Below are 18,632 nucleotides of genomic sequence, written 5' to 3' on the forward strand. Positions count from 1 at the left end.
TGCTCAGTCTGATGCAGTCGTGCGCGGCCGGCACCCCGGACTGTGCCAGAATGGCCGCTACTGCACAGCGAGAGGACAGGCCATGACATACAAGACCGTATTGCTCCACATCGACGACAGCGCCGGGCGCGCCGCCCGCATCGAAGCGGCGGCCAGCATCGCCCAGGCTTGCGGCGGCCACCTGACGGGCGTGGCGCTGACGGGCGTGTCGCGCCTGCTGTACCAGAACCAGCCCGACCTCGATGCGGACCCGAACCTGAGCTTGCATCTGAATTTCCTGCGCGACCGGGCCACGCGCGCCCTCGACGGTTTTGAAGCGCAAGTGCGCGCGGCCGGCGTCGCTTCGTTCGAACAGCGCGTGCTCGACGACGAGGCGGCGGGCGGCATCAGCCTGCTGGCCCGCTACGCGGACCTGGTCGTGATCAGCCAATACAATGCCAAGGATAAATCGCCGTCCGTGATGCGCGACTTTCCCGCCTATGTGCTGCTGCATTCGGGCCGTCCCGTGCTGATCGTGCCGTATGCGCCGCCGCTGCCCCTGCTGGCGCCGCCGGCAGCCGCCCGCAATGTGCTCATTTCCTGGAATGCCAGCAAGGAAGCGAGCCGTGCCGTGAGCGCCGCCCTGCCCCTGCTGCAGCGCGCCGGGCAAGTCCACGTGGCCATCTTTGACGCCCAGGTGCATGCCGCCGAGCACGGCGAACAGCCGGGCGCGGAACTGACGCAATACCTGGCGCGCCACGGCGTGGAAGCGCGGCTGCATTTGCTCGATGGCGGTGGCGTGCGGCGCGGCGATATCGGCGAAGCGCTGCTGTCGCAGGCTGCCGACCTGTCGGCCGACTTGCTGGTGATGGGAGCGTATGGCCATTCGCGCCTGCGCGAAACCATCCTCGGTGGCGTCACGCGCACGATTCTGCAAAGCATGACGATCCCCGTGCTGATGGCGCACTAGGGATTATTCAAAGGGGCAGGCTAGCCGCCCTGCCAGGGCTGGCTGCGGATCTTCGCCACCTGGCGCTGCGCCAGCCACTGCCACAGCTGCAGGGCGTCGTCCTGCGGCAGGGCCGACATGTGGCGCGGCGTGGCCAGGGCGATTTCGCAATCGCGGTCCGACCATTCCTCGAAAGTGACTTCGCCTCCGCTAGCGACCTCGACCTGATACATCAAGCCATCATCGTAGCCGAAGCGCAACAGGACGGCGGCCGGGCTGCCGTCCGGCGCGCCACCACGGTAGACCTCGGCCAGCGCATCGGCCAGCTGTGCCGGCGAGGGCGCGCAGATGTCGCGCCCATCGGCCCGTGTCAGAATGAACCATGCCTGTGTCATGACGCGACCTCCTATTCATACTCGTTAGCATGCGAGGCAAGTACTACAGGCAGTCACCTTGGTCCAGTGTCACTTGGGGCGCGCGGAAACTATCCCTGTCGGCATTGTTTACCAATAATTACGAATACTAACAAGGATCATACCTAAATTTCATGCAGCGCGGAATTTATGCATATTCCACGGCTGGTGCGCCGGTTCACGCCACCAGCACGGGTATGCTGAGCGGGTCGAAATCATGCCAGTCGCCATTGGCGATCGTGCCTTCCGCTTCCTCGATATGCTCGGCGCCCAGCCGGTGCAGCGCCTCGAGCGCCCGTTCGCGCTCGTCGGGACCGCCCAGCGCGACGGCGATCAGCATGCCCGGATGACGGGGCTGGCGGCGGTTTTCGCCATTCCCCTCGCCATTTTCTTCGGACTCGCCCGCATCCTTCATCTTGTTGAAACTGTAGAGCGAACCCACGTGGGCGCCCACCAGCGCTCCCACCACCGGGCCCAGCGGCCCTGTCGCCAGGGTGGTGGCCGCGCCGATGCCCGCACCCACGGCAGCCCCGACGGCCACGCCTTCGGCGACGCCCTCCGGCGTCTCTTTCGCGCCCGGCGACATGTCGCGGTCGCCGCCGAGCGCATGCAAGTCGTGCTGACCCGGCTGGTTGACAAAGAAGGAACTGATGCGGCTATCGGGAAAGCCCGCCTGGTTCAGGGCCGCGCGCGCGGCGTCTATCTGTTCCTGCAACTGAAAATGACCTGCGATGATGCGTGACATGGTACGGCCCTCCTGGTCGGCTGCTGGCGCACCGTGCGCCGCTTGCCTGGCTAGCGTGCGCTTGCCGCCGGCGAAATACCGTTCGCTTGCGCACACAGCCGCCAATCATGCGGCCGCGCCGAACGGGCTGCGGATATCGGACAGGAATTGTTGTGCGCGCGCATGTTGCGGCCGCACAAAGAAATCCCCGGGCGTGGCCCGTTCCAGCACTTGCCCGTGGTCCATGAACCAGACCCGGTCCGCCACGTCGCGCGCAAAGCCCATCTCATGCGTTACGCACACCATCGTCATGCCGCCCTGCGCCAGGTCGCGCATCACTTGCAGCACCTCGCCCACCATTTCCGGGTCCAAGGCGCTGGTCGGTTCGTCGAACAGCATCAGCGGCGGCTGCATGGCCAGCGCGCGGGCGATGGCCACGCGCTGCTGCTGGCCGCCCGACAGGGCCGCCGGCATGGCGCGCGCCTTGTGCGCGAGGCCCACCCGTTCCAGCAAGGCCAGCGCCCGCTCTTCCGCCTCGCGCCGGGTCAGGCCGCGCAGGCGCTGCGGCGCCAGCGTGCAATTGTCCAGCACGGACAAATGCGGGAACAGGTTGAACTGCTGGAACACAAAACCGATGTGCGAGCGGAAGGCATTCACGTCCAGTCCCGGCGCGTATATGTCCTGGCCCGCCACCGTGATGCGGCCCGAAGCAATCGCTTCGAGGCGGTTGATGGTGCGGATCAGGGTCGACTTGCCGGAGCCGGACGGCCCGCACACGACCAGCACCTCGCCCTTGGCCACATGCTCGTTGATGCCATTCAAGGCGTGATAATCGCCATAGTATTTATTGACGTTGTCAAAGTTGATCATGCTGCCGCTTTCAAGAGACGCGCCTGGCGCCGCTCGAGCCAGAAGGCGGCGCGCGACAGGCTGAAACATAAAACAAAATACGTCATGCCCAGCAGGAAATACACTTGCACGGGTTTCGTCAGCACCAGGCCATTGACTTGCGTAGCGATGAACGACACTTCAGCCAGGCCGATGATGGTTCCCAGCGACGTTTCCTTGATGGTCGAGACGAACTGGTTGACCAGCGAAGGCAGCATGTGGCGCAGCGCCTGCGGCAGCACGACCTGGCGCAGGCTGTCCAGATAAGTCAAGCCCAGGGAACGGGCCGCCTCCACCTGCCCCTTGGGCACGGCTTGCACGCCGGCCCGCACGATTTCCGCCAGATAAATGCCGTCGAAAATGACGAGGGCCGCCAGCATGGTGCCGAACTGTCCGCTTTCATGGCCGGTAATGCTGGGCAGGAAGAAATATGCCCAGAAGATGACGAGCAGCAAGGGGATGCCCCGTACCACGTGGATCAGCGCGGCGACGGGCCAGCGCAACAGCCGCCAGGGACTGAGGCGTGCCAGCCCCAGCAGCAAGCCGAACGGCAAGCTGAGCACCAGCGCCAGGCTGGCCAGCAGCACCGTCAATGCGAGGCCGCCCAGCGGCCCCTCGGGATAGCGGCCGACGAGAAAATACAGCCAATAATCGTGGAGCAGTTCCAGCATCAGGACACCTTCTTTTGCAGCAAGGCCGCCAAGCCCGCGATGAGCAGCGAAACAGCCAGATACGCCGCGCTGGCGAAGACAAACGCGTCCACGCTGCGGAACGAGGCCGCTTCCACGCGCTGCGTCTGGTACATCAGCTCGGCCACGCCGATGACGGTGGCGATGCTCGTGTTTTGCCACAGGTTCAGGGTTTGCGACAGCAGCGGCGGCGCGGCCAAACGCAATGCCTGCGGCACGATGCACAGGCGCATGGTGGCAAGAAAACCGAAACCCAGCGCCCGGCCCGCTTCGAATTGCTGGGCTGGTATGGCGCGGATGCCGCTGCGGATGTCTTCCGCCATGTAGGCGGCCGTGTACAAAGTCAGGGCCGCGATGGCGCTGGCGGCTTCGATATTGCCGGCATACAAGCGCTCCTTCCACGTGTCGGGCAGCAATTCGGGCGCGCCGAAATACCAGAACAGGAAGTGGGCCAGCAAGGGCACGTTGCGGATCAGCTCGACATACGCGGCGCCCAGCCCATTGAGCAGGCGCGACGGCGCCAGGCGCAGCATGGCCACGCCGCACGCCAGCGGCAGGGCCAGGAGCAAGGTGATGCCCATCAGTTGCAGGGAAAGCAGCAGGCCGGACAGCAGCCAGTCGCGGTAGTCGCCTGCCAGCAAGAAGTTCAGATCAAACATGCGGAAGAGTCAGGCAAGGTTCAGGCGTCGATCTTGTCCGATTCAATCCTAAATGTGCGTTTCTGGAATTTCACATTGCTCGTCGGGCCATACCATTTGAAGAACAGCTTTTCCGCCTCGCCCGATTTTTCCAGTTCCCGCAGCACCTTGTCGACGGCTGTTTTCACGCCCGTCTCGCCCTTGCGGATGCCGAAGGCAAACACTTCCTGGCTGATGTTTTGCGGCAGCACGATATATTCTTTTTGCGCGGCGCCCAGCTTGGCGTAGTTGTTGAGCAGCGAGACTTCATCGTCGACATAGCCGGCGCCTTTTCCCTGCTGCAAACCCAGGTACGCCTGGCCCGCTGTCTCGAACGTCACCACGTCCACGCCGGGCACGGCCTTGCGGATATTCGGCTCCTGCGTGCCACCCTTGACGGTCAGCACTTTCTTGCCGGCCAGGCCAGCGACCGTCGTGATATTGCTGCTCTTTTTGACCAGCACGCGCTGGCCCGTGTAAAACGTCGACAGGGAAAAATCGATCAGCGCTTCACGCTCCTTGTTGTGCGTCAGGGATGCCGTCAGGATGTCGATGCGGCCCTGCTGCAATTCGGGAATGCGGGCGGCCACGGCCAGTTGCTTGATCACCGGTTTGACGCCGAGGCCCTGGGCGATGGCGCGGCACAAGTCCACTTCATAGCCGACCAGCTGGCGCGACCTGGCGTCGATGAAACTGTTCGGCTCGTCCGTGCCCAGGGTGCCGCAGACCAGCTCGCCCTTCGCCTTGATGCTGGCCAGCTGGTCCGCTTGCGCCACCTGGGTGAAGGCGATGGTGGTGAAAAGAAGCGCGGCGAAGTGAAGACGGGTCTGCATGGGATTCCTCAGGTGGATAACGAATGCCGCCATTAGACCGCGGCGCTCTTATTTCCAAAAAGGAATCTTTTCACCCATGTTTATGCAGATTTCACCTATGGCGCCAGCGCCTTCGTCTCACCGCCAAGACGGATGATCGCCGCTTTGGCTCCCACGGCGCCCGGATAGCGGGGGTCGAGCTGCAGCGCCTGGCGGTACGCTTCGATGGCCTGCGGGCGCAAGCCTTGCTCCACATAAAAATCGGCCAGGCTGTCGTGCAGATTCGCGTCGCGCGGATGCAGGCTGACGGCCGCCTGCAGCACGGCCATGCCTTGCGCCACGGCGCCGCTGCCTTTCAAACGATAGGCTTCCAGGTTCAGCGCCGCCGGACTGGCCGCGCCCAGAGGATCGCGCTCCAGCGCCAGGCGCAGGGCCGCGAGGGAAGCTTCCGTCTTGCCTGCGCGCAGCAGGGTCAGGCCTTGCAGCGCATGCGCGCGGTCGCTGAGCGGATACAGTTCCACGGCCAGGCGGCTGGCCGCCAGCGCCGCCTCCGCCTCGCCGCGCGCGGCCGACGCTTGCGCCAGTTCCTGCAGCTCGGGCACGAAATCGGGATAGGCGCGCTGGCCGCGGAAGGCCGTGCGCAGCTGGCCATCGAGTGCGGCGATGGAGGCGGGCGCGGCCGGCCAGGCGATGGCGGCCGTGCGGTCCCAGCTGCCAGCCAGGGCCACGATGGCTTGCTCGAAAACGGGATCGAAGCGGGGCAAGGCACCGGCCTTTGTGCCTTGCGACAACAGGACATAGTCGCGCGCAAACGCCAGCGCGCCGCCGCGCGCGTATTGATTCAGGTCGACGCCCGCCTCGCGCAACTGCCTGGCCATGCTGGCGCCGGCCGTGAGAAACACGCGGCCGCCTGCGGGATGGCGGGCCGCTTCGATGAAGGCGCGCGCCGCCCTGGCCTCCGACGCCAGCGCTTGCCGGTTGATTTGCGTAAAGGCTTCGCGCGTGGCGGCCGCATCGGCATACGGCTGATCCGTGCGCTCCGCGTATGACCTGCCTTCCTCGAACAGGCCTTGCGCCACCTGGTACGCGCGCTGCGCGTCCGCATCGGCGATATACGTGTTCAGCTGCCACGGTTCGCCCGTAACCACCTCGAACAGGCGCTGCACGAACGCCTCGGGATTGACGCGCTCGAGGTTGGCGGCGACGGCAAGGGTCAGCTTGCGCGATGGAAAACTGTACAGATAGGTGACGGTTTCCGGCTGCTGGCCGCTGTGGGCGATGGCGTAGCGCCCGCCCGTCGGGACGACTTCCCAGCCCATGCCATAGTCCGTCAAGCGGCCGGCGCGCGTGGCCATCGGCTGCACCATGGCAGCCACGCTGGCCGCCGACAGTACCTTGCCTTCGTGGACGCCCCTGCCGAACGCCAGCATGTCAGGCACGCTGGCGCGCGTGCCGCCGGCGGAAAAGCGGCTGCTGATGTCGACAAATTCCGCATTTTTCCACTCCTTGCCGGCCAGCCGGTAGCCGCGCACGCGATGGGCGATCACGGCGTCCGGGTCATCCATCACGATGGTGTCCATGCCCAGCGGCCCCCACACATGGCGCCGCATGTAGCCGCCATAGCTTTCGCCCGAGGCACTCTCGATGACGGCGCCCAGCAGGTTGTAGCCATAGCTGGTGTAGCGGAAGCGCGTGCCCGGTTCGGCGATCAGGTCGAATTGCTCGAAGACGGCGATGGACTGGCGCGTATCCTTGTGCTCCTTGAAGTGCTTTTCCGCCTTGCTGTTGCGGTAGGCATCGATGCCGCCCAGATGGCCCAGCAACTGGCGCACCGTCACGGGAAACGGTTTGACGGGGAAGTACGGCACATAGGTTTGCACGGGTGCATCCAGGTCGATCTTGCCCTGTTCGACCAGTTGCAGGATGGCCACCGCCGTCATGGGCTTGGTGACGGACGCGAGCCGGTAGCTGGACCGGGCCGTGGCCGGCACGCGGTTTTCCAGGTCCGCATAGCCATAGCCTTTGACCCATTCCACGTCGCCCTGGCTGAAACCGACGGTGACGCCCGGGATACGGGCCTTGTCCATGCGTTGCGCCACCCAGCCGTCGAAGTCGGCCAGGCGCGCGGCCAGCGCCGGGGTGGGAGCAGAAGCGGGAGCGGAAGCGGCCTGCGCCGCGCCGCAGAACAGCGCCAGCGCGCCGGCGAAACCGTAGTATTTGCTGCTTTGCATAATCAATATTCCATGGTGAGGGCCGTGTCCACAGCACGGCACTGATGCATGGTAAGTGTCTTTTACACACCGTTGGCGGGCCGTGCACGAACTGCACGTGGCCCGCATGAACGGCACCGAAGTGGATGAAAATGTTGCAAAGGGGTAGCACATGAGCAGCTACAATGCCCGCCATGCCCTCCTGCTTCCGCTACCTGCTGCTGTGCTGCCTGGCCTTGCCCCCTTTCGCCTTGGGCATGGACAGGCTATCGCTGGCCGAAGGCTGGCGCGCCTGCGGCGTCAGTGCTGCGACGCCCGCCGCCTCGCTGCGCCAGCTGCTCAAGCCTGGCCAGCTGCTGTGCGCCGAACGCGATATCACCCTGGCCGCCACGCCCTCGTCGACCCAGCTGCTGGTGCTGTCGGCGCTGGCCGCCAGCGAATTCTGGCTCGATGGCAGCTTGATCGGCAGCAATGGCCAGCCGGCCAGCCAGGCCAGCGGGGAGCGCGCGGGCGACATCGATTTCGCCATCCACCTGACGCCACGGCAGTTGTCCATGGGCACGCACCATCTGCGCCTGCTGCTGTCGACGCAGCAGGCGCCGGCCCGCCTGGCGTCGCCATTGTATGCGCTGTACCTGGTCGACCGGCAAGACTACCGCACGGCGCTGGCCTGGTACCGGCTGCCGCCGTTGCTGCTGGCCGGGGCGCTGGGTGCCGCCGCCCTGCTGTTTCTCGCCTTGACGGCGCTGTACCAGCGACAGCGGCACTGGGCCATGTTTGCCGCGCTGTGCCTGGTGGCGGCGCTGCTGCTGGTGGTGGAACTCTGGCGCAGCGTTGCCGGCTATGCCTATCCCTTGCACTTGCCGCGCCTGTACGCCGTCAGCGCCCTGACCTGGCTGTTTTCCGCCCTGCTGCCCCTGTATTTTTATACGGCATACCGGCTGCCGCGCTGGCCGCTGGCGGCGGCCGTGCTGCTGGCGGGCATCGCGCTGGCCGGCACCCTGCCCGCACATTTCGACTCGCGCTGCTGGTGGATGTTTTTGACGGGCCTGGCAGCGAGCCTGGCGCTCAACCTGGGCGCCCTGTGGCGCCGCCTGCCGGGCAGCCGCGGCGGCGCCTTGATCGCGCTGGCCTCGTGCGCCCTGTTCCTGCTGACGGGCAGCCAGTTTGCCGAAGGCGGCTTCGCCCTCGTCGTGTGCTTTTTGCTGCTGCCCCTGTGCGCGCAATTGCTGGCCCAGCTGCTGCGCGAACGCAGCAAGGCGGCGCGCGCCCAGCAGCTGGAAAACCAGCTCTTGCGCAAAAGCATGCAACCGCATTTCCTGATGAATTCCCTCAGCCTGATCGGCGAACTCAACGCGCAGTCGCCGCAGGCGGCCGAAACCTTCATCGAGGCGCTGGGTGCGGAGTTGCGCATGCTCAACGAATTCGCCCAACAGCCCAGCATTGCCCTGACGCAGGAACTGGCCCTGTGCGAGAATTACCTGAGCATCATGGGCACGCGGCTGCAGCAGCCGTGCAGCCTGCAACTCGATGGCGAAGCGGCGGGCATCACCGTGCCGCCCGCCATCTTGCTGACGGCGCTGGAAAATGCGTTCAGCCACAACCGCTACCGGCGCGGCGCGGCCTTTATCCTGCGCATCGCACGCCATGCGCAAACGCAGGTGCTCACCGTGGTGTTGCCGGAAGGCGAAGCGCGCCCGCATGCGGGCGGCGGCAAGGGCGAACAGTACATCCGCGCCAGCCTGCACGCCGTGTTTGGCGATGCGGCACGCTATGAGTCTGAATATGCCGGCGAACAGCAGCAAACAGGCTGGCGCCTCACCTTTACCTTGCCGGCGGCGCCATGAATGTGTTGATACTGGAAGATGAACCGCTGATCGCGCAAGGCCTCGAACGCGAAGTGCGCGCGCATTTCGGCGTGCGCCTCGGCAATCTCGTGCTGCATGACAATGTCCCGCAAGCGCTGGCCGCCCTGGCCCAGCAGCAGGTCGACTTGCTGCTGCTGGATCTGAACCTGCACGGCGCCGACGGCTATGACTTGCTGCGCCAGGCCCAGGCAGCCCCATTCCAGACCATCATCATCTCGGCCCACGCGGAACGCTCGATCACGGCCTTCGAATTCGGCGTGCTCGACTTCGTTGCCAAGCCTTTCAGCCGCGAGCGCCTGCACAAGGCGCTGCAACGCTATACGGGACGGCATACGGAAGCGGCCTCGCTGGCCGTCAAGAAACGCGGTGCGCTGGAATGGATCGCCATGGCCGACATCGACCATGTGCAAGCCGATGGCCACTACAGCAACATCGTGCTGCGCAGCGGCGAACAGTGTTTTCATGACTTGCCTATCGATAAGCTCATGGCCCTGCTGCCGCCCCACTTCCTGCGCGTGCACCGCTCCTACATCGTCAACAGCCTCGGTTTCAAAAAGCTGCAGATCGCGGCGGGCGGCAAATACGCGCTCGACACGCAGACGAGCACGGGCATCCCCGTGTCGCGCAGCAGCTATCCCGCGCTGAAACGGCGGCTGCTGGGCTGAACGCTTACCAGTGCGCTGCGTAGTTAGGAAACGGCGAGGCCATGTGCTCGGGTTCCACAGGTGGCGCCATCCAGTCGCGCGGGTCGACCTTGTAGTACTGCAAGAATTGCGCGTACAGCTCCTCGTGGTGCTCGGCCATCTGATATGGCTTTTCAAAGAAGGTTTCCGTGGCCACGGCAAAGAATTCGGCGGGATTCGTGGCGCCGTAATGGTCCATCACGCTGTGCTGCTGGTAGATGGCGTCGTGGCGCAGGTTGTCGAAGTCGCGCGACAGCACCGTGGCCCAGCTGCGGTAGCTCGACACGCTGGGCAAATACGGTGCGCCATTCGCGGCGCCCGATTCGCTGTCGAGCTGGTGGGCAAATTCATGCAGCACGACATTGTGGCCATCGGTCCAGTCGGCCGCACCGCGCTGCACGTGGTCCCAGGCCAGCACCACTCTGCCATCGCCCCAGGATTCGCCCAATAAACCATTCTCCGATGGCGTCACCACACCGCCCGGCCCCACTTCATTGCGCGTGACGATGAATTCCGTGGGGTACACGAGGATGGTGTCGAGTTCCGGATACACCTGCATCTGGCGGTTCAGCAGCAGCAAGCAAGCCTGGCCGGCGATGGTGTAGCGCATCTCGTCCGTGATCTCCAGGCCGCCGCAACCAACGAATTTCTTCTGGTACAGGAATTGCACGACGAGACGGCGCAACTGCTCCTGCAGCGGGGCCGGCATGCGCGGATACACGGGAATATTCTTTTCCAGCACGGCCAGGCCTTCAGCCGGCAAGGGTTTCGCCAAGGCCCGCTTCAAGCGCCAGCGGGGAAACCACAGCGAAAACACGATGGAGGCCGTGACGAGGGCGATCCACAGAAGCGGATTCATGCGGCGGCCCGCTTCAGGATGAGGGCAAGGGGGCAGGAAAACACGGCGTAAGCAGACAAGGACAGCTCCTTCAAGTGAACCCGCACGTCGCGGGCAGCAGTCCAGCCCACATGGGGATGCTTGCAGTCTTTTCAATCAGACAGCATGAAACGGCTTGCCCCAACGCCAAAAGCCGGGTACAACCCGGCTTTCATTACAACGTCACAACGCCTGACAAAACCGTCAGCTATTACTCGGCCGATTTTTGCTGCGGCGCACCGAACAAGGCTGCCACCAACGGATCGCGCGTCACGGGACCGCGGTTGACGCGGATGGCGTAATGCGTGTCATCGGCCAGGATGTGGAAGTGGCGGCCGCTGCCTGCCATGCTTTGCTCGCGCAAGCCTGGACGGTCCTTGCGCGGTGGCGCGCCTTCGCGTTTCGGCTGGACGATGGCGGCCAGGAAGGCGCGCACGCGCTCAGGATCTGGCGTCAGCTGGTACACTGCCTTGCCCAGATAGGTGGCGGTGCCTTCGATGTAGCGGGCCAGTTCGATCACGCCCGCTTCGCGCAGGTCGCGGATATATTTGCGGGCGCCCGATGGCGAAAACTTGAGGAACCAGGCGATTTCGTCGGCCAGCATCTCGTGCAGCGACAATTCGCCGATCAGCTTTTGCATGTTTTCGATGCGGCGCAGGGTGGCCGACGTCGAACGCACGCGCTCGATCGGTGCCATGGAAATGGGATTCATGCGTTCCGGGGGGATCGGTGCTGCGCGTTCTACCATTTGCGAGCCTTTTTCGGGGCTACGAAGTTCCTGGTGCGCTGCCTTTAATTCGCTCTTCACGTGAGACTGAGTCATTGCATGCATTTGAATACTCCTTTTAAACGATTGCCGGTAGCCCGGATTGTTAAGTTCTTGGCAATTTTTATACCAGAACGCCACGAATCCTGAGCGTCTGGACACAGAATGCCATCCTGCTCCTCACTGGTCTGTGCGTTAACGAACATTAGAAGCAAGAAAGTGAAAAATATTGCCTTGCTGAATTATTTCTCTGACGACATCTATAAAAGACATCCAAAAACGCTGTGCCCCATTCGCGCACAAAGTGAAATAGCGAACAGAAGCGTCGGCATTCTTGCAATAAATTCAAGCTTCGCGCGCGGCACCCGCCGCCCGCATCGCGCCACTTCTTGATACTTTGCAAAGGAACCATCATGAACATGCCTAGTCTGCTGGCCGCCGCCGCCCTGATCACCTTGTCCGCCTGCAAAAAACCGGCCGAAGCGCCGCTGCCCGAAACGGCGCCCAACCCCGCTTCCGCGCCACAAGTAATGCCGCCGCCCGTCGCGCCAGCCACGCCGGAAGCGGGTCCCGGCAGCACGACGCCGCCTGCGCCGCTGACCGATCCGGCCACCGCACCGGCCCTGCCGCCCGCCACGACGCCAAAGTAAGCCCGGCAAACGTCAAGCCGATCCATCAGGCGCCCGCGCGGCGCCGCCCCTACTCCACGGGGGAGTTACGCGTTGCCAGCCTGTTTGCAACGCGTTTTTTTACGATTGGAGTCGGCCACGCCATTTAGGTTCACCTGCTCCGAGTCCGCAATCCAATACCGAACCCGCCGCCAAAATGCGGCAATCCGCACAATCTTTCCCCTCTCCGTGCGGAAAGGCGGAATCTCGCCATTTCCCATTTTCAATAGATTCAAATTAAACCTTTATAAACAATCACTTGCAATAAACGTCAAAATACGCTCCACTGGCACGGAAGATGCTTTTATATTTTCATAGCCGTCATCAGAGCGGCGGCCTCACCCAATATAAAAAACCATCTACCTTTTGGAGACAACAGCATGGCACGCACCTTCCGCATCTCGTCCTTCCTCAACACCAAAGCACTGGCCGTCGCCGTCGCCCTGGCCGCGCAATTTCCGCTGGCCGTCCACGCGGCCGATACCGTACGCCTGGGCAACCTGAAATTCGCCCATTACGGCGCCGTCGCCTACATGAAGGAAATCGCGCCGAAATACGACCTGAAGATCGAAGAGCGCATCTTCGCCAAGGGCCTCGACATCGTGCCAGCCATGATCGCCGGCGAAATCGACGTGTCCGCCAGCGCGCTGGAAGCGGCCATCACGGGCCGCGCCACGGGCTTGCCCGTGTATCTGGTGGGCGGCTTTGCCAAGGGCGGCGTGCAGATCGTCGGCCGTCCCGACCTGAACATCAAGGGCATCGCCGACCTGAAAGGCAAGAAAGTCGGCGTCACGCGCGGCGGTCCGCAGGAAATCCTGCTGTTTGCCGAATTGACCAAGGCCAAGCTGACCTGGTCCGACAAACCGGGCAAGGACGTGCAGATCCTGTACATGGGCTACCCCGACTTGAACCAGGCGCTGCTGACCAAGGATATCGACGTCATGAGCCAGTCCGAGCCGTACTCGACCCAGGCCATCCACAAGAAATACGGCGCGGCCATCATCAAGCCTTACGACACGCCGCTGGGCGAGCCCGTGCGCGCGCTGGTGATGACGGAAAAAATGTACAAGGAAAAGCCGGCCGTGGCCCAGCGCTTCATGGATTGCTTCGTCGCTGCCACGCGCGCCTTCCTGGCCGACCCGAAACTGGCGGAAAAATACGTGCGCGAATCGATGTTCAAGAACCAGATCACCTCCGACGATTACCGCGACGCCATCGACAACGCCATCTTCACGGAAGACATCACGCAAAGCCACGTGCAGCTGACCACCGACTACATGGTGAAATTCGGCGTGGGCCGCATGGCCAAAGCGCCTGCAGCCCAGGATTGGGTCAAGCTCGATCTGCTGGAAAAAGCCAAGAAATCCTACGCGCCTCGCTAATCTGAAAGTGTCACGATGAATATTCAAATGATGAAACGCTTCGCGCACGGCGCCGCCGTGCCCGTCGCCGTGCTGCTGCTGTGGCAAGCCATGTCCACGTTCGGCTGGATCAACCCGCAAATCCTGCCCTCGCCCGTCGCCGTGGTCGTGAAGTGGTATGAATACCTGATCCCCATGGAAGCGTACACGCCCGAAGCGGGCAATTACCTGGTGTGGATGTTCTCCGGCGAACTGCCGCACGACGCCTGGGCCAGCCTGTCGCGCGTGCTGGGCGGCTTTGCCATCGGCGCCGGCCTGGCCTTGCCGCTGGGCTTGCTGATGGGTACCAACAAGACCATCTACAAACTGTTCGATCCGCTGGTGCAGGTGCTGCGCCCGATTCCGCCGATCGCCTATATTCCGCTGGCAATTTTGTGGTTCGGCCTGGGCAATCCGCCCGCCTTCTTCCTGATCAGCATCGGTTCCTTCTTCCCCGTGCTGATGAATACCATCGCCGGCGTGCGCCAGGTCGACGGCATCTATATCCGCGCCGCGCGCAACCTGGGCGCCAGCCAGATGACGATGTTCCGCCGCGTCATCCTGCCGGCCGCCACGCCGTATATTTTGGCCGGCGCGCGCATCGGCATGGGCACGGCCTTCATCGTCGTGATCGTGGCGGAGATGATCGCCGTCAACAGCGGCCTCGGTTTCCGCATCCTGGAAGCGCGCGAGTACTTCTGGTCCGACAAGATTATCGCCGGCATGTTCACCATCGGCCTGTTCGGCCTGGCCATCGATATCGCCATGAATGCCCTGAATAATCATTTGCTGCAGTGGCACCGCGGCCTGGAACACTGAGAGGAACGGCCATGACCACGATCAATATCAACGCAGTCAATAAAATCTTCACCACGGGCGGCGCGGACGTCATCGCCCTGAAGGACATCAACCTGGAAATCGCCAGCGGCGAGTTCATCTGTCTGCTGGGACCGTCCGGCTGCGGCAAGTCGACCTTGCTCAACGCCATCGCCGGCTTTTCGCAGCCGACGTCGGGCCAGATCCTGGCCGGCGGCAAGCTGATCACCGAACCCGGTCCCGACCGCGGCATGGTGTTCCAGGAATACGCGCTGTTCCCCTGGATGACCATTGAGAGCAATATCGCTTTCGGCCTGGAAATCGCCGGCAAGACGCCGGCCGAGATCAAGGAACGGGTCGACATGCTGCTGAGCATGCTGGGCTTGACGGAATTCCGTGCCCGCTACCCGAAAGACTTGTCGGGCGGCATGCGCCAGCGTGTGGCGATTGCCCGCGTGCTGGCCCTCGATTCGCCGATCATGCTGATGGATGAACCGTTCGGCGCGCTGGACGCCTTGACGCGGCGCAACCTGCAAGATGAGTTGCTGAAAATCTGGAAAGTCTTCGGCACCACCATCGTGTTCGTCACGCACTCGATCGAGGAATCGATCTACCTGGCCGACCGCACCATCGTCATGACCTACCGTCCCGGCACCATCAAGCGCGACGTGGCCATCGACCTGCCCCGCCCGCGCGACCCGAGCGACCCCGAGTTCAACCGCCTGAAACGCATGCTGGGCGAGATGGTGATGGAAGAGCAGCAGCGTCATCACAATGCGGAGACGATGGCAAGTACCGCTGATTAAATAATGGGGTCAGTCGCTTCGCGATCGGGATGTGGCCCATTGGGGCGCATCCCCCCGCCGGGTCTGACCCCAGATTGCCACAAACAAACACACGGAGCACCATGGCAGCCGGCAAATGGCCCCTGAGACAGCTACTCGCCCCCCTGCTGGCCGTGGGGTCGCTGGTCGTGCTGACGTGGGCGTCGTATGCCTGGGTCAAGCAGCGCCAGCTCGACGAATTGCACCGCACCCTCGATTCGCGCGCGGAACTGTATGCGGCGTCCATCGGCGGCGCCCTCAACAAGTACGAATTCCTGCCCCTGGCCGTGGCCCAGAGCGATGCGGTGGCGCAATTGCTGGAGCAGCCCAGCGCCGATAAAGTCACGCAGATCAACGCCTACCTGGTCGACATGAACCGTCGTGCGGGGGCCTTTGCCGTCTACGTGCTCGACGACAAGGGCACGACACTGGCGTCAAGCAACTGGCAGGACCGCAGCTCGTATGTGGGTGTCAACTACGGTTTCCGCCCCTATTTCAAGAACGCGATCGCAGGCGGCATCGGCCGCTTCTACGGCATCGGCTTTTCCACCTTCGAGGCCGGTTATTTCATTTCGCAGCCCGTGCAGCGCGACGGGCGCATCATCGGCATCGTCGCCGCCAAGGTCAACCTGGACTGGATCGAGCAATCGTGGCGCACGCCCGGCGCGGGCGAACAGATCTGGGTCAAGGATGCGAATGGCGTGATCATCCTGGCCACCACGCCGGCCTTCAAGTTCAAGACCCTGGCCCCGCTGTCGGCGGACGCCAAGAAAGACATCAGCGAACAGCGCCAGTTCCTGCAAGAGAATCTCCCCATCCTGCCGCACCGCGTCAGCCGCCAGTTCGCCGACGGCGCCAGCGTGATGACCCTGGAACGTCCGCAGACGAGCGACACCCCTGCCCTGTCCGGCAGCGCCGATTACCTTGCCGTGAACCGCGCCTTGGGCCCGCTGCAATGGCAGATCACCGTGCTGGCCGAACTCGACCAGGTGAATGAGGCGGCGCGCAACGCGGCCATCGCCGCTGCGCTGGGCTGGGCCTTGCTGCTGCTGGCCCTGATGTATGCGCGCCAGCGCCGGCGCCGCATCGCCGACAAGCTCAATGCGCAGCAAACCCTGGCGCGCGCCTATGAACAGCTGGAAATCAAGGTCGAGCAGCGCACGGCCGACCTCGTGCACGCGAACGGCCGCCTGCAAGCCGAGGTGACGGAACGCGAACGGGCAGAGCAAACCTTGCGCTATGCCCAGGCGGAACTGGTGCAAAGCGGCAAGCTGGCGGCCATCGGCCAGATGGCGGCTGGCGTCACGCACGAGCTGAACCAGCCGCTGGCCGCCCTGCAAACGTTTTCCGACAATGCCAAGGTGTTTCTGGCGCGGGGCCAGATCGACGATGCGCTCGACAACCTGTCGACCATTTCCGACCTCGTCAAGCGCCTCGGCTATGTAACGTCGCAACTGAAAGGCTTTGCGCGGCGCAGCGACGATGCGCGCAAGCCCGTCAGCGTGCGCCAGGCATTTGCGCAAACCATGCTGCAAATCCGTACCCGCAAGAACTCGCAGCGTTTGACCCTGCATGAAAGCTGGCTGGAGGACGACATCATCGTGCTGTGCAACGCCATCGGCCTGGAACAGGTGTTTACCAATCTGATCACCAATGCCATGGATGCCGTGCCGGAAAACGAGCCCGTGCAAATCTGGTTCCAGGTGCGCCGCGAAGGCAGCCTCGCCGTGCTGCATATCACCGATAATGGCCCCGGCATCCCGCTGGCCTCGCTCGACAAGATATTCGACCCCTTCTATACCACCAAGGAGCACGGCCTGGGCTTGGGTTTGTCGATCAGCGCAGGCATACTGCGGGCGGCCGGCAGCGCCCTGGCCGTGCGCAACCGCAGCGCGCAGGAAGGGGGCGGCGCACAATTTACCATCACCCTGAGCTGCGACCCGGGGGAGAATAAGATAGAGACGAAGGAATAGGGAATGCACGAGAATAATTTTGAAGGCATGCAAGTGCTGCTGGTGGAAGACGACGCCGTCGTGCGCAAGGGCGCCCGGCAATCGCTGGAACTGGCGGGCTTGCAAGTGACGGCCGTCGCCACGGCAGAGGAAGCGCTGCCCTATCTGGTGCCCGAATTTGCGGGCATTTTATTGAGCGACATCAAGCTGCCCGGCATGGATGGCTTGAAACTGCTCGATATCGCCGTGGCGCAGGACGCCAGCCTGCCCGTCATTCTCGTCACGGGACACGGCGACGTGTCGATGGCCGTGGGCGCCATGCGCCGTGGCGCCTACGACTTCATCGAAAAACCGTTTTCCGCCGACTTGCTGGTGGAAGTGTGCCGCCGCGCTCTCGACAAGCGCCACCTGGTGCTGGAAAACATGAACTTGCGCCGCCAGCTCGAGCAGCGCGTCGGCATCGAAGCGCGCATCGTGGGCCGCAGCGCGGCCATGGCCAAGGTGCGCCAGCTGGTGCTGAACCTGGCGCCGAAATCGGCCGACATCATCATCCTCGGCGAAACGGGAACCGGCAAGGAACTGATCGCCCGCTGCCTGCACGACTTCAGCGAGCGGCGCGACCACCCGTTCGTCGCGATCAATTGCGGCGCCCTGCCCGAATCGATCTTCGAATCGGAACTGTTCGGCCACGAGGAAGGCGCGTTTACGGGCGCGCAGCGCCAGCGCATCGGCAAGATCGAGTACGCGAACGGCGGCACCCTGTTCCTCGATGAAATCGAAAGCATGCCGCTGGCCCTGCAAGTGAAACTGCTGCGCGTGCTGCAGGAACGGCAGGTCGAGCGCCTCGGCTCGAACAAATTGATATCCGTGAATTTCCGCGTGATCGCCGCGGCCAAGGAAGATTTAAATGTGCTGGCGGAACAGGGGAAATTCCGGCCCGACCTGTATTACCGCCTGAACGTGGCCAGCCTGACCCTGCCCGCCCTGCGCAACCGGCGCGAGGATATCCCGCTGTTGTTCGAATTTTTCGTGCTGCAGGCAGCGCTGCGCTATGGCCAGCCGGCCGCCCTCGTCAGCGGCGAACTGATCGCGTCCCTGATGGCGCAGCGTTGGGCCGGCAATGTGCGCGAACTGCACAACGTGGCCGACCGCTTCGTGCTGGGCCTGCTTGACGACACGCTGAGCCCGGCCGGCTGCCGCGAAGCCTCGCTGGCCGAGCAAGTCGACACGTTCGAGATTTCCATCATCGAGGAAGCCTTGCGCCGCCACAATGGCAACGTCATCGATGCGGCAGCCAGCCTGAATATTCCCAAGAAAACCCTGTACGACAAGCTCAAGCGTTTCGATATTTCAACCGAGCAGTTCCGCTGACGCCTGCGCCACGGCCAGCCATGCACCCACAGCCGCGGGCGGCGCGCTCCTACTTGCCGGCCTGTC

At 63.6% G+C, this 18,632-nt stretch carries 19 protein-coding genes; 10 read left to right on the plus strand and 9 right to left on the minus strand.

Going from position 1 to position 18,632, the window contains the following annotated elements; genetic code table 11:
• The first annotated feature begins 82 nt into the window (after nt 1–82).
• Nucleotides 83–949 carry a universal stress protein gene (locus tag ASN89_RS11910; RefSeq protein ID WP_034758861.1) on the plus strand — a complete coding sequence of 289 codons (867 nt, stop codon included), beginning with the start codon at nt 83–85 and terminating at the stop codon, nt 947–949.
• 20 nt (nt 950–969) lie between these two features.
• Here ASN89_RS11910 and ASN89_RS11915 read toward each other — a convergent pair whose 3' ends face one another.
• The 7 genes from ASN89_RS11915 to ASN89_RS11945 form a co-directional block, all read right to left on the minus strand.
• A complete protein-coding gene (locus tag ASN89_RS11915; RefSeq protein ID WP_046682456.1) occupies nt 970–1,323 on the minus strand; it encodes a hypothetical protein in 354 nt (117 codons plus the stop codon).
• Nucleotides 1,324–1,519: 196 nt separating this feature from the next.
• Nucleotides 1,520–2,086, minus strand: coding sequence for a glycine zipper domain-containing protein (locus tag ASN89_RS11920; RefSeq protein WP_046682455.1), 567 nt, complete (start codon nt 2,084–2,086; stop codon nt 1,520–1,522).
• Between the two features lie 105 nt (nt 2,087–2,191).
• Nucleotides 2,192–2,935 (minus strand): amino acid ABC transporter ATP-binding protein, encoded by a 744-nt coding sequence (locus tag ASN89_RS11925; protein ID WP_058049410.1) that lies wholly within the window; start codon nt 2,933–2,935, stop codon nt 2,192–2,194.
• Nucleotides 2,932–3,624, minus strand: a complete 693-nt coding sequence (locus tag ASN89_RS11930; RefSeq protein ID WP_058049411.1) for an amino acid ABC transporter permease — start codon at nt 3,622–3,624, stop codon at nt 2,932–2,934. Before ASN89_RS11930 ends, ASN89_RS11925 begins: the two co-directional genes overlap by 4 nt.
• On the minus strand, nt 3,624–4,301 hold the full coding sequence (locus ASN89_RS11935) for an amino acid ABC transporter permease (RefSeq protein ID WP_058049412.1): 678 nt from the start codon (nt 4,299–4,301) through the stop codon (nt 3,624–3,626). The genes ASN89_RS11930 and ASN89_RS11935 overlap by 1 nt, the downstream gene beginning before the upstream one ends.
• A 20-nt stretch (nt 4,302–4,321) precedes the next feature.
• The gene (locus ASN89_RS11940) at nt 4,322–5,152 is read right to left on the minus strand and encodes a transporter substrate-binding domain-containing protein (RefSeq protein ID WP_058049413.1); all 831 of its coding nucleotides are present in this window, start codon (nt 5,150–5,152) and stop codon (nt 4,322–4,324) included.
• Between the two features lie 95 nt (nt 5,153–5,247).
• The gene (locus ASN89_RS11945) at nt 5,248–7,362 is read right to left on the minus strand and encodes a serine hydrolase domain-containing protein (protein WP_058049414.1); all 2,115 of its coding nucleotides are present in this window, start codon (nt 7,360–7,362) and stop codon (nt 5,248–5,250) included.
• 164 nt (nt 7,363–7,526) lie between these two features.
• Between ASN89_RS11945 and ASN89_RS11950 the strand changes: the two genes are divergently transcribed.
• Together ASN89_RS11950 and ASN89_RS11955 are read left to right on the plus strand one after the other, a co-directional pair.
• Complete coding sequence (locus ASN89_RS11950; protein WP_058049415.1) at nt 7,527–9,188, plus strand: histidine kinase; 1,662 nt, start codon at nt 7,527–7,529, stop codon at nt 9,186–9,188.
• A complete protein-coding gene (locus tag ASN89_RS11955) occupies nt 9,185–9,874 on the plus strand; it encodes a LytR/AlgR family response regulator transcription factor (RefSeq protein WP_058049416.1) in 690 nt (229 codons plus the stop codon). Before ASN89_RS11950 ends, ASN89_RS11955 begins: the two co-directional genes overlap by 4 nt.
• 4 nt (nt 9,875–9,878) lie before the next feature.
• Here ASN89_RS11955 and ASN89_RS11960 read toward each other — a convergent pair whose 3' ends face one another.
• Entirely contained in the window at nt 9,879–10,751 is an 873-nt protein-coding gene (locus ASN89_RS11960; protein WP_058049417.1) for a zinc-dependent peptidase, read from the minus strand.
• Nucleotides 10,752–10,980: 229 nt separating this feature from the next.
• Nucleotides 10,981–11,481 (minus strand): winged helix-turn-helix domain-containing protein, encoded by a 501-nt coding sequence (locus ASN89_RS11965; RefSeq protein WP_223278908.1) that lies wholly within the window; start codon nt 11,479–11,481, stop codon nt 10,981–10,983.
• 273 nt (nt 11,482–11,754) lie between these two features.
• Here ASN89_RS11965 and ASN89_RS28995 point away from each other — a divergent pair, with 273 nt between their 5' ends.
• From ASN89_RS28995 to ASN89_RS11995, 7 genes are all read left to right on the plus strand, one after another.
• Entirely contained in the window at nt 11,755–11,928 is a 174-nt protein-coding gene (locus tag ASN89_RS28995; protein WP_160309274.1) for a hypothetical protein, read from the plus strand.
• 20 nt (nt 11,929–11,948) lie between these two features.
• Nucleotides 11,949–12,185: a hypothetical protein gene (locus ASN89_RS11970; protein WP_046682446.1), complete on the plus strand. Its 237-nt coding sequence runs from the start codon at nt 11,949–11,951 to the stop codon at nt 12,183–12,185.
• A gap of 398 nt (nt 12,186–12,583) precedes the next feature.
• A complete protein-coding gene (locus tag ASN89_RS11975) occupies nt 12,584–13,585 on the plus strand; it encodes an ABC transporter substrate-binding protein (protein ID WP_046682445.1) in 1,002 nt (333 codons plus the stop codon).
• A gap of 27 nt (nt 13,586–13,612) precedes the next feature.
• Nucleotides 13,613–14,422 (plus strand): ABC transporter permease, encoded by an 810-nt coding sequence (locus tag ASN89_RS11980; protein ID WP_370385376.1) that lies wholly within the window; start codon nt 13,613–13,615, stop codon nt 14,420–14,422.
• A gap of 11 nt (nt 14,423–14,433) precedes the next feature.
• Nucleotides 14,434–15,225, plus strand: a complete 792-nt coding sequence (locus ASN89_RS11985) for an ABC transporter ATP-binding protein (RefSeq protein ID WP_034786306.1) — start codon at nt 14,434–14,436, stop codon at nt 15,223–15,225.
• 101 nt (nt 15,226–15,326) lie between these two features.
• A complete protein-coding gene (locus ASN89_RS11990; protein ID WP_058049418.1) occupies nt 15,327–17,216 on the plus strand; it encodes a sensor histidine kinase in 1,890 nt (629 codons plus the stop codon).
• A gap of 3 nt (nt 17,217–17,219) precedes the next feature.
• On the plus strand, nt 17,220–18,566 hold the full coding sequence (locus ASN89_RS11995) for a sigma-54-dependent transcriptional regulator (RefSeq protein WP_034758888.1): 1,347 nt from the start codon (nt 17,220–17,222) through the stop codon (nt 18,564–18,566).
• The last annotated feature ends 66 nt before the right edge of the window (nt 18,567–18,632 follow it).

The organism is Janthinobacterium sp. Ant5-2-1, from assembly GCF_001445815.1.
GTDB lineage: Bacteria > Pseudomonadota > Gammaproteobacteria > Burkholderiales > Burkholderiaceae_D > Janthinobacterium > Janthinobacterium lividum_E.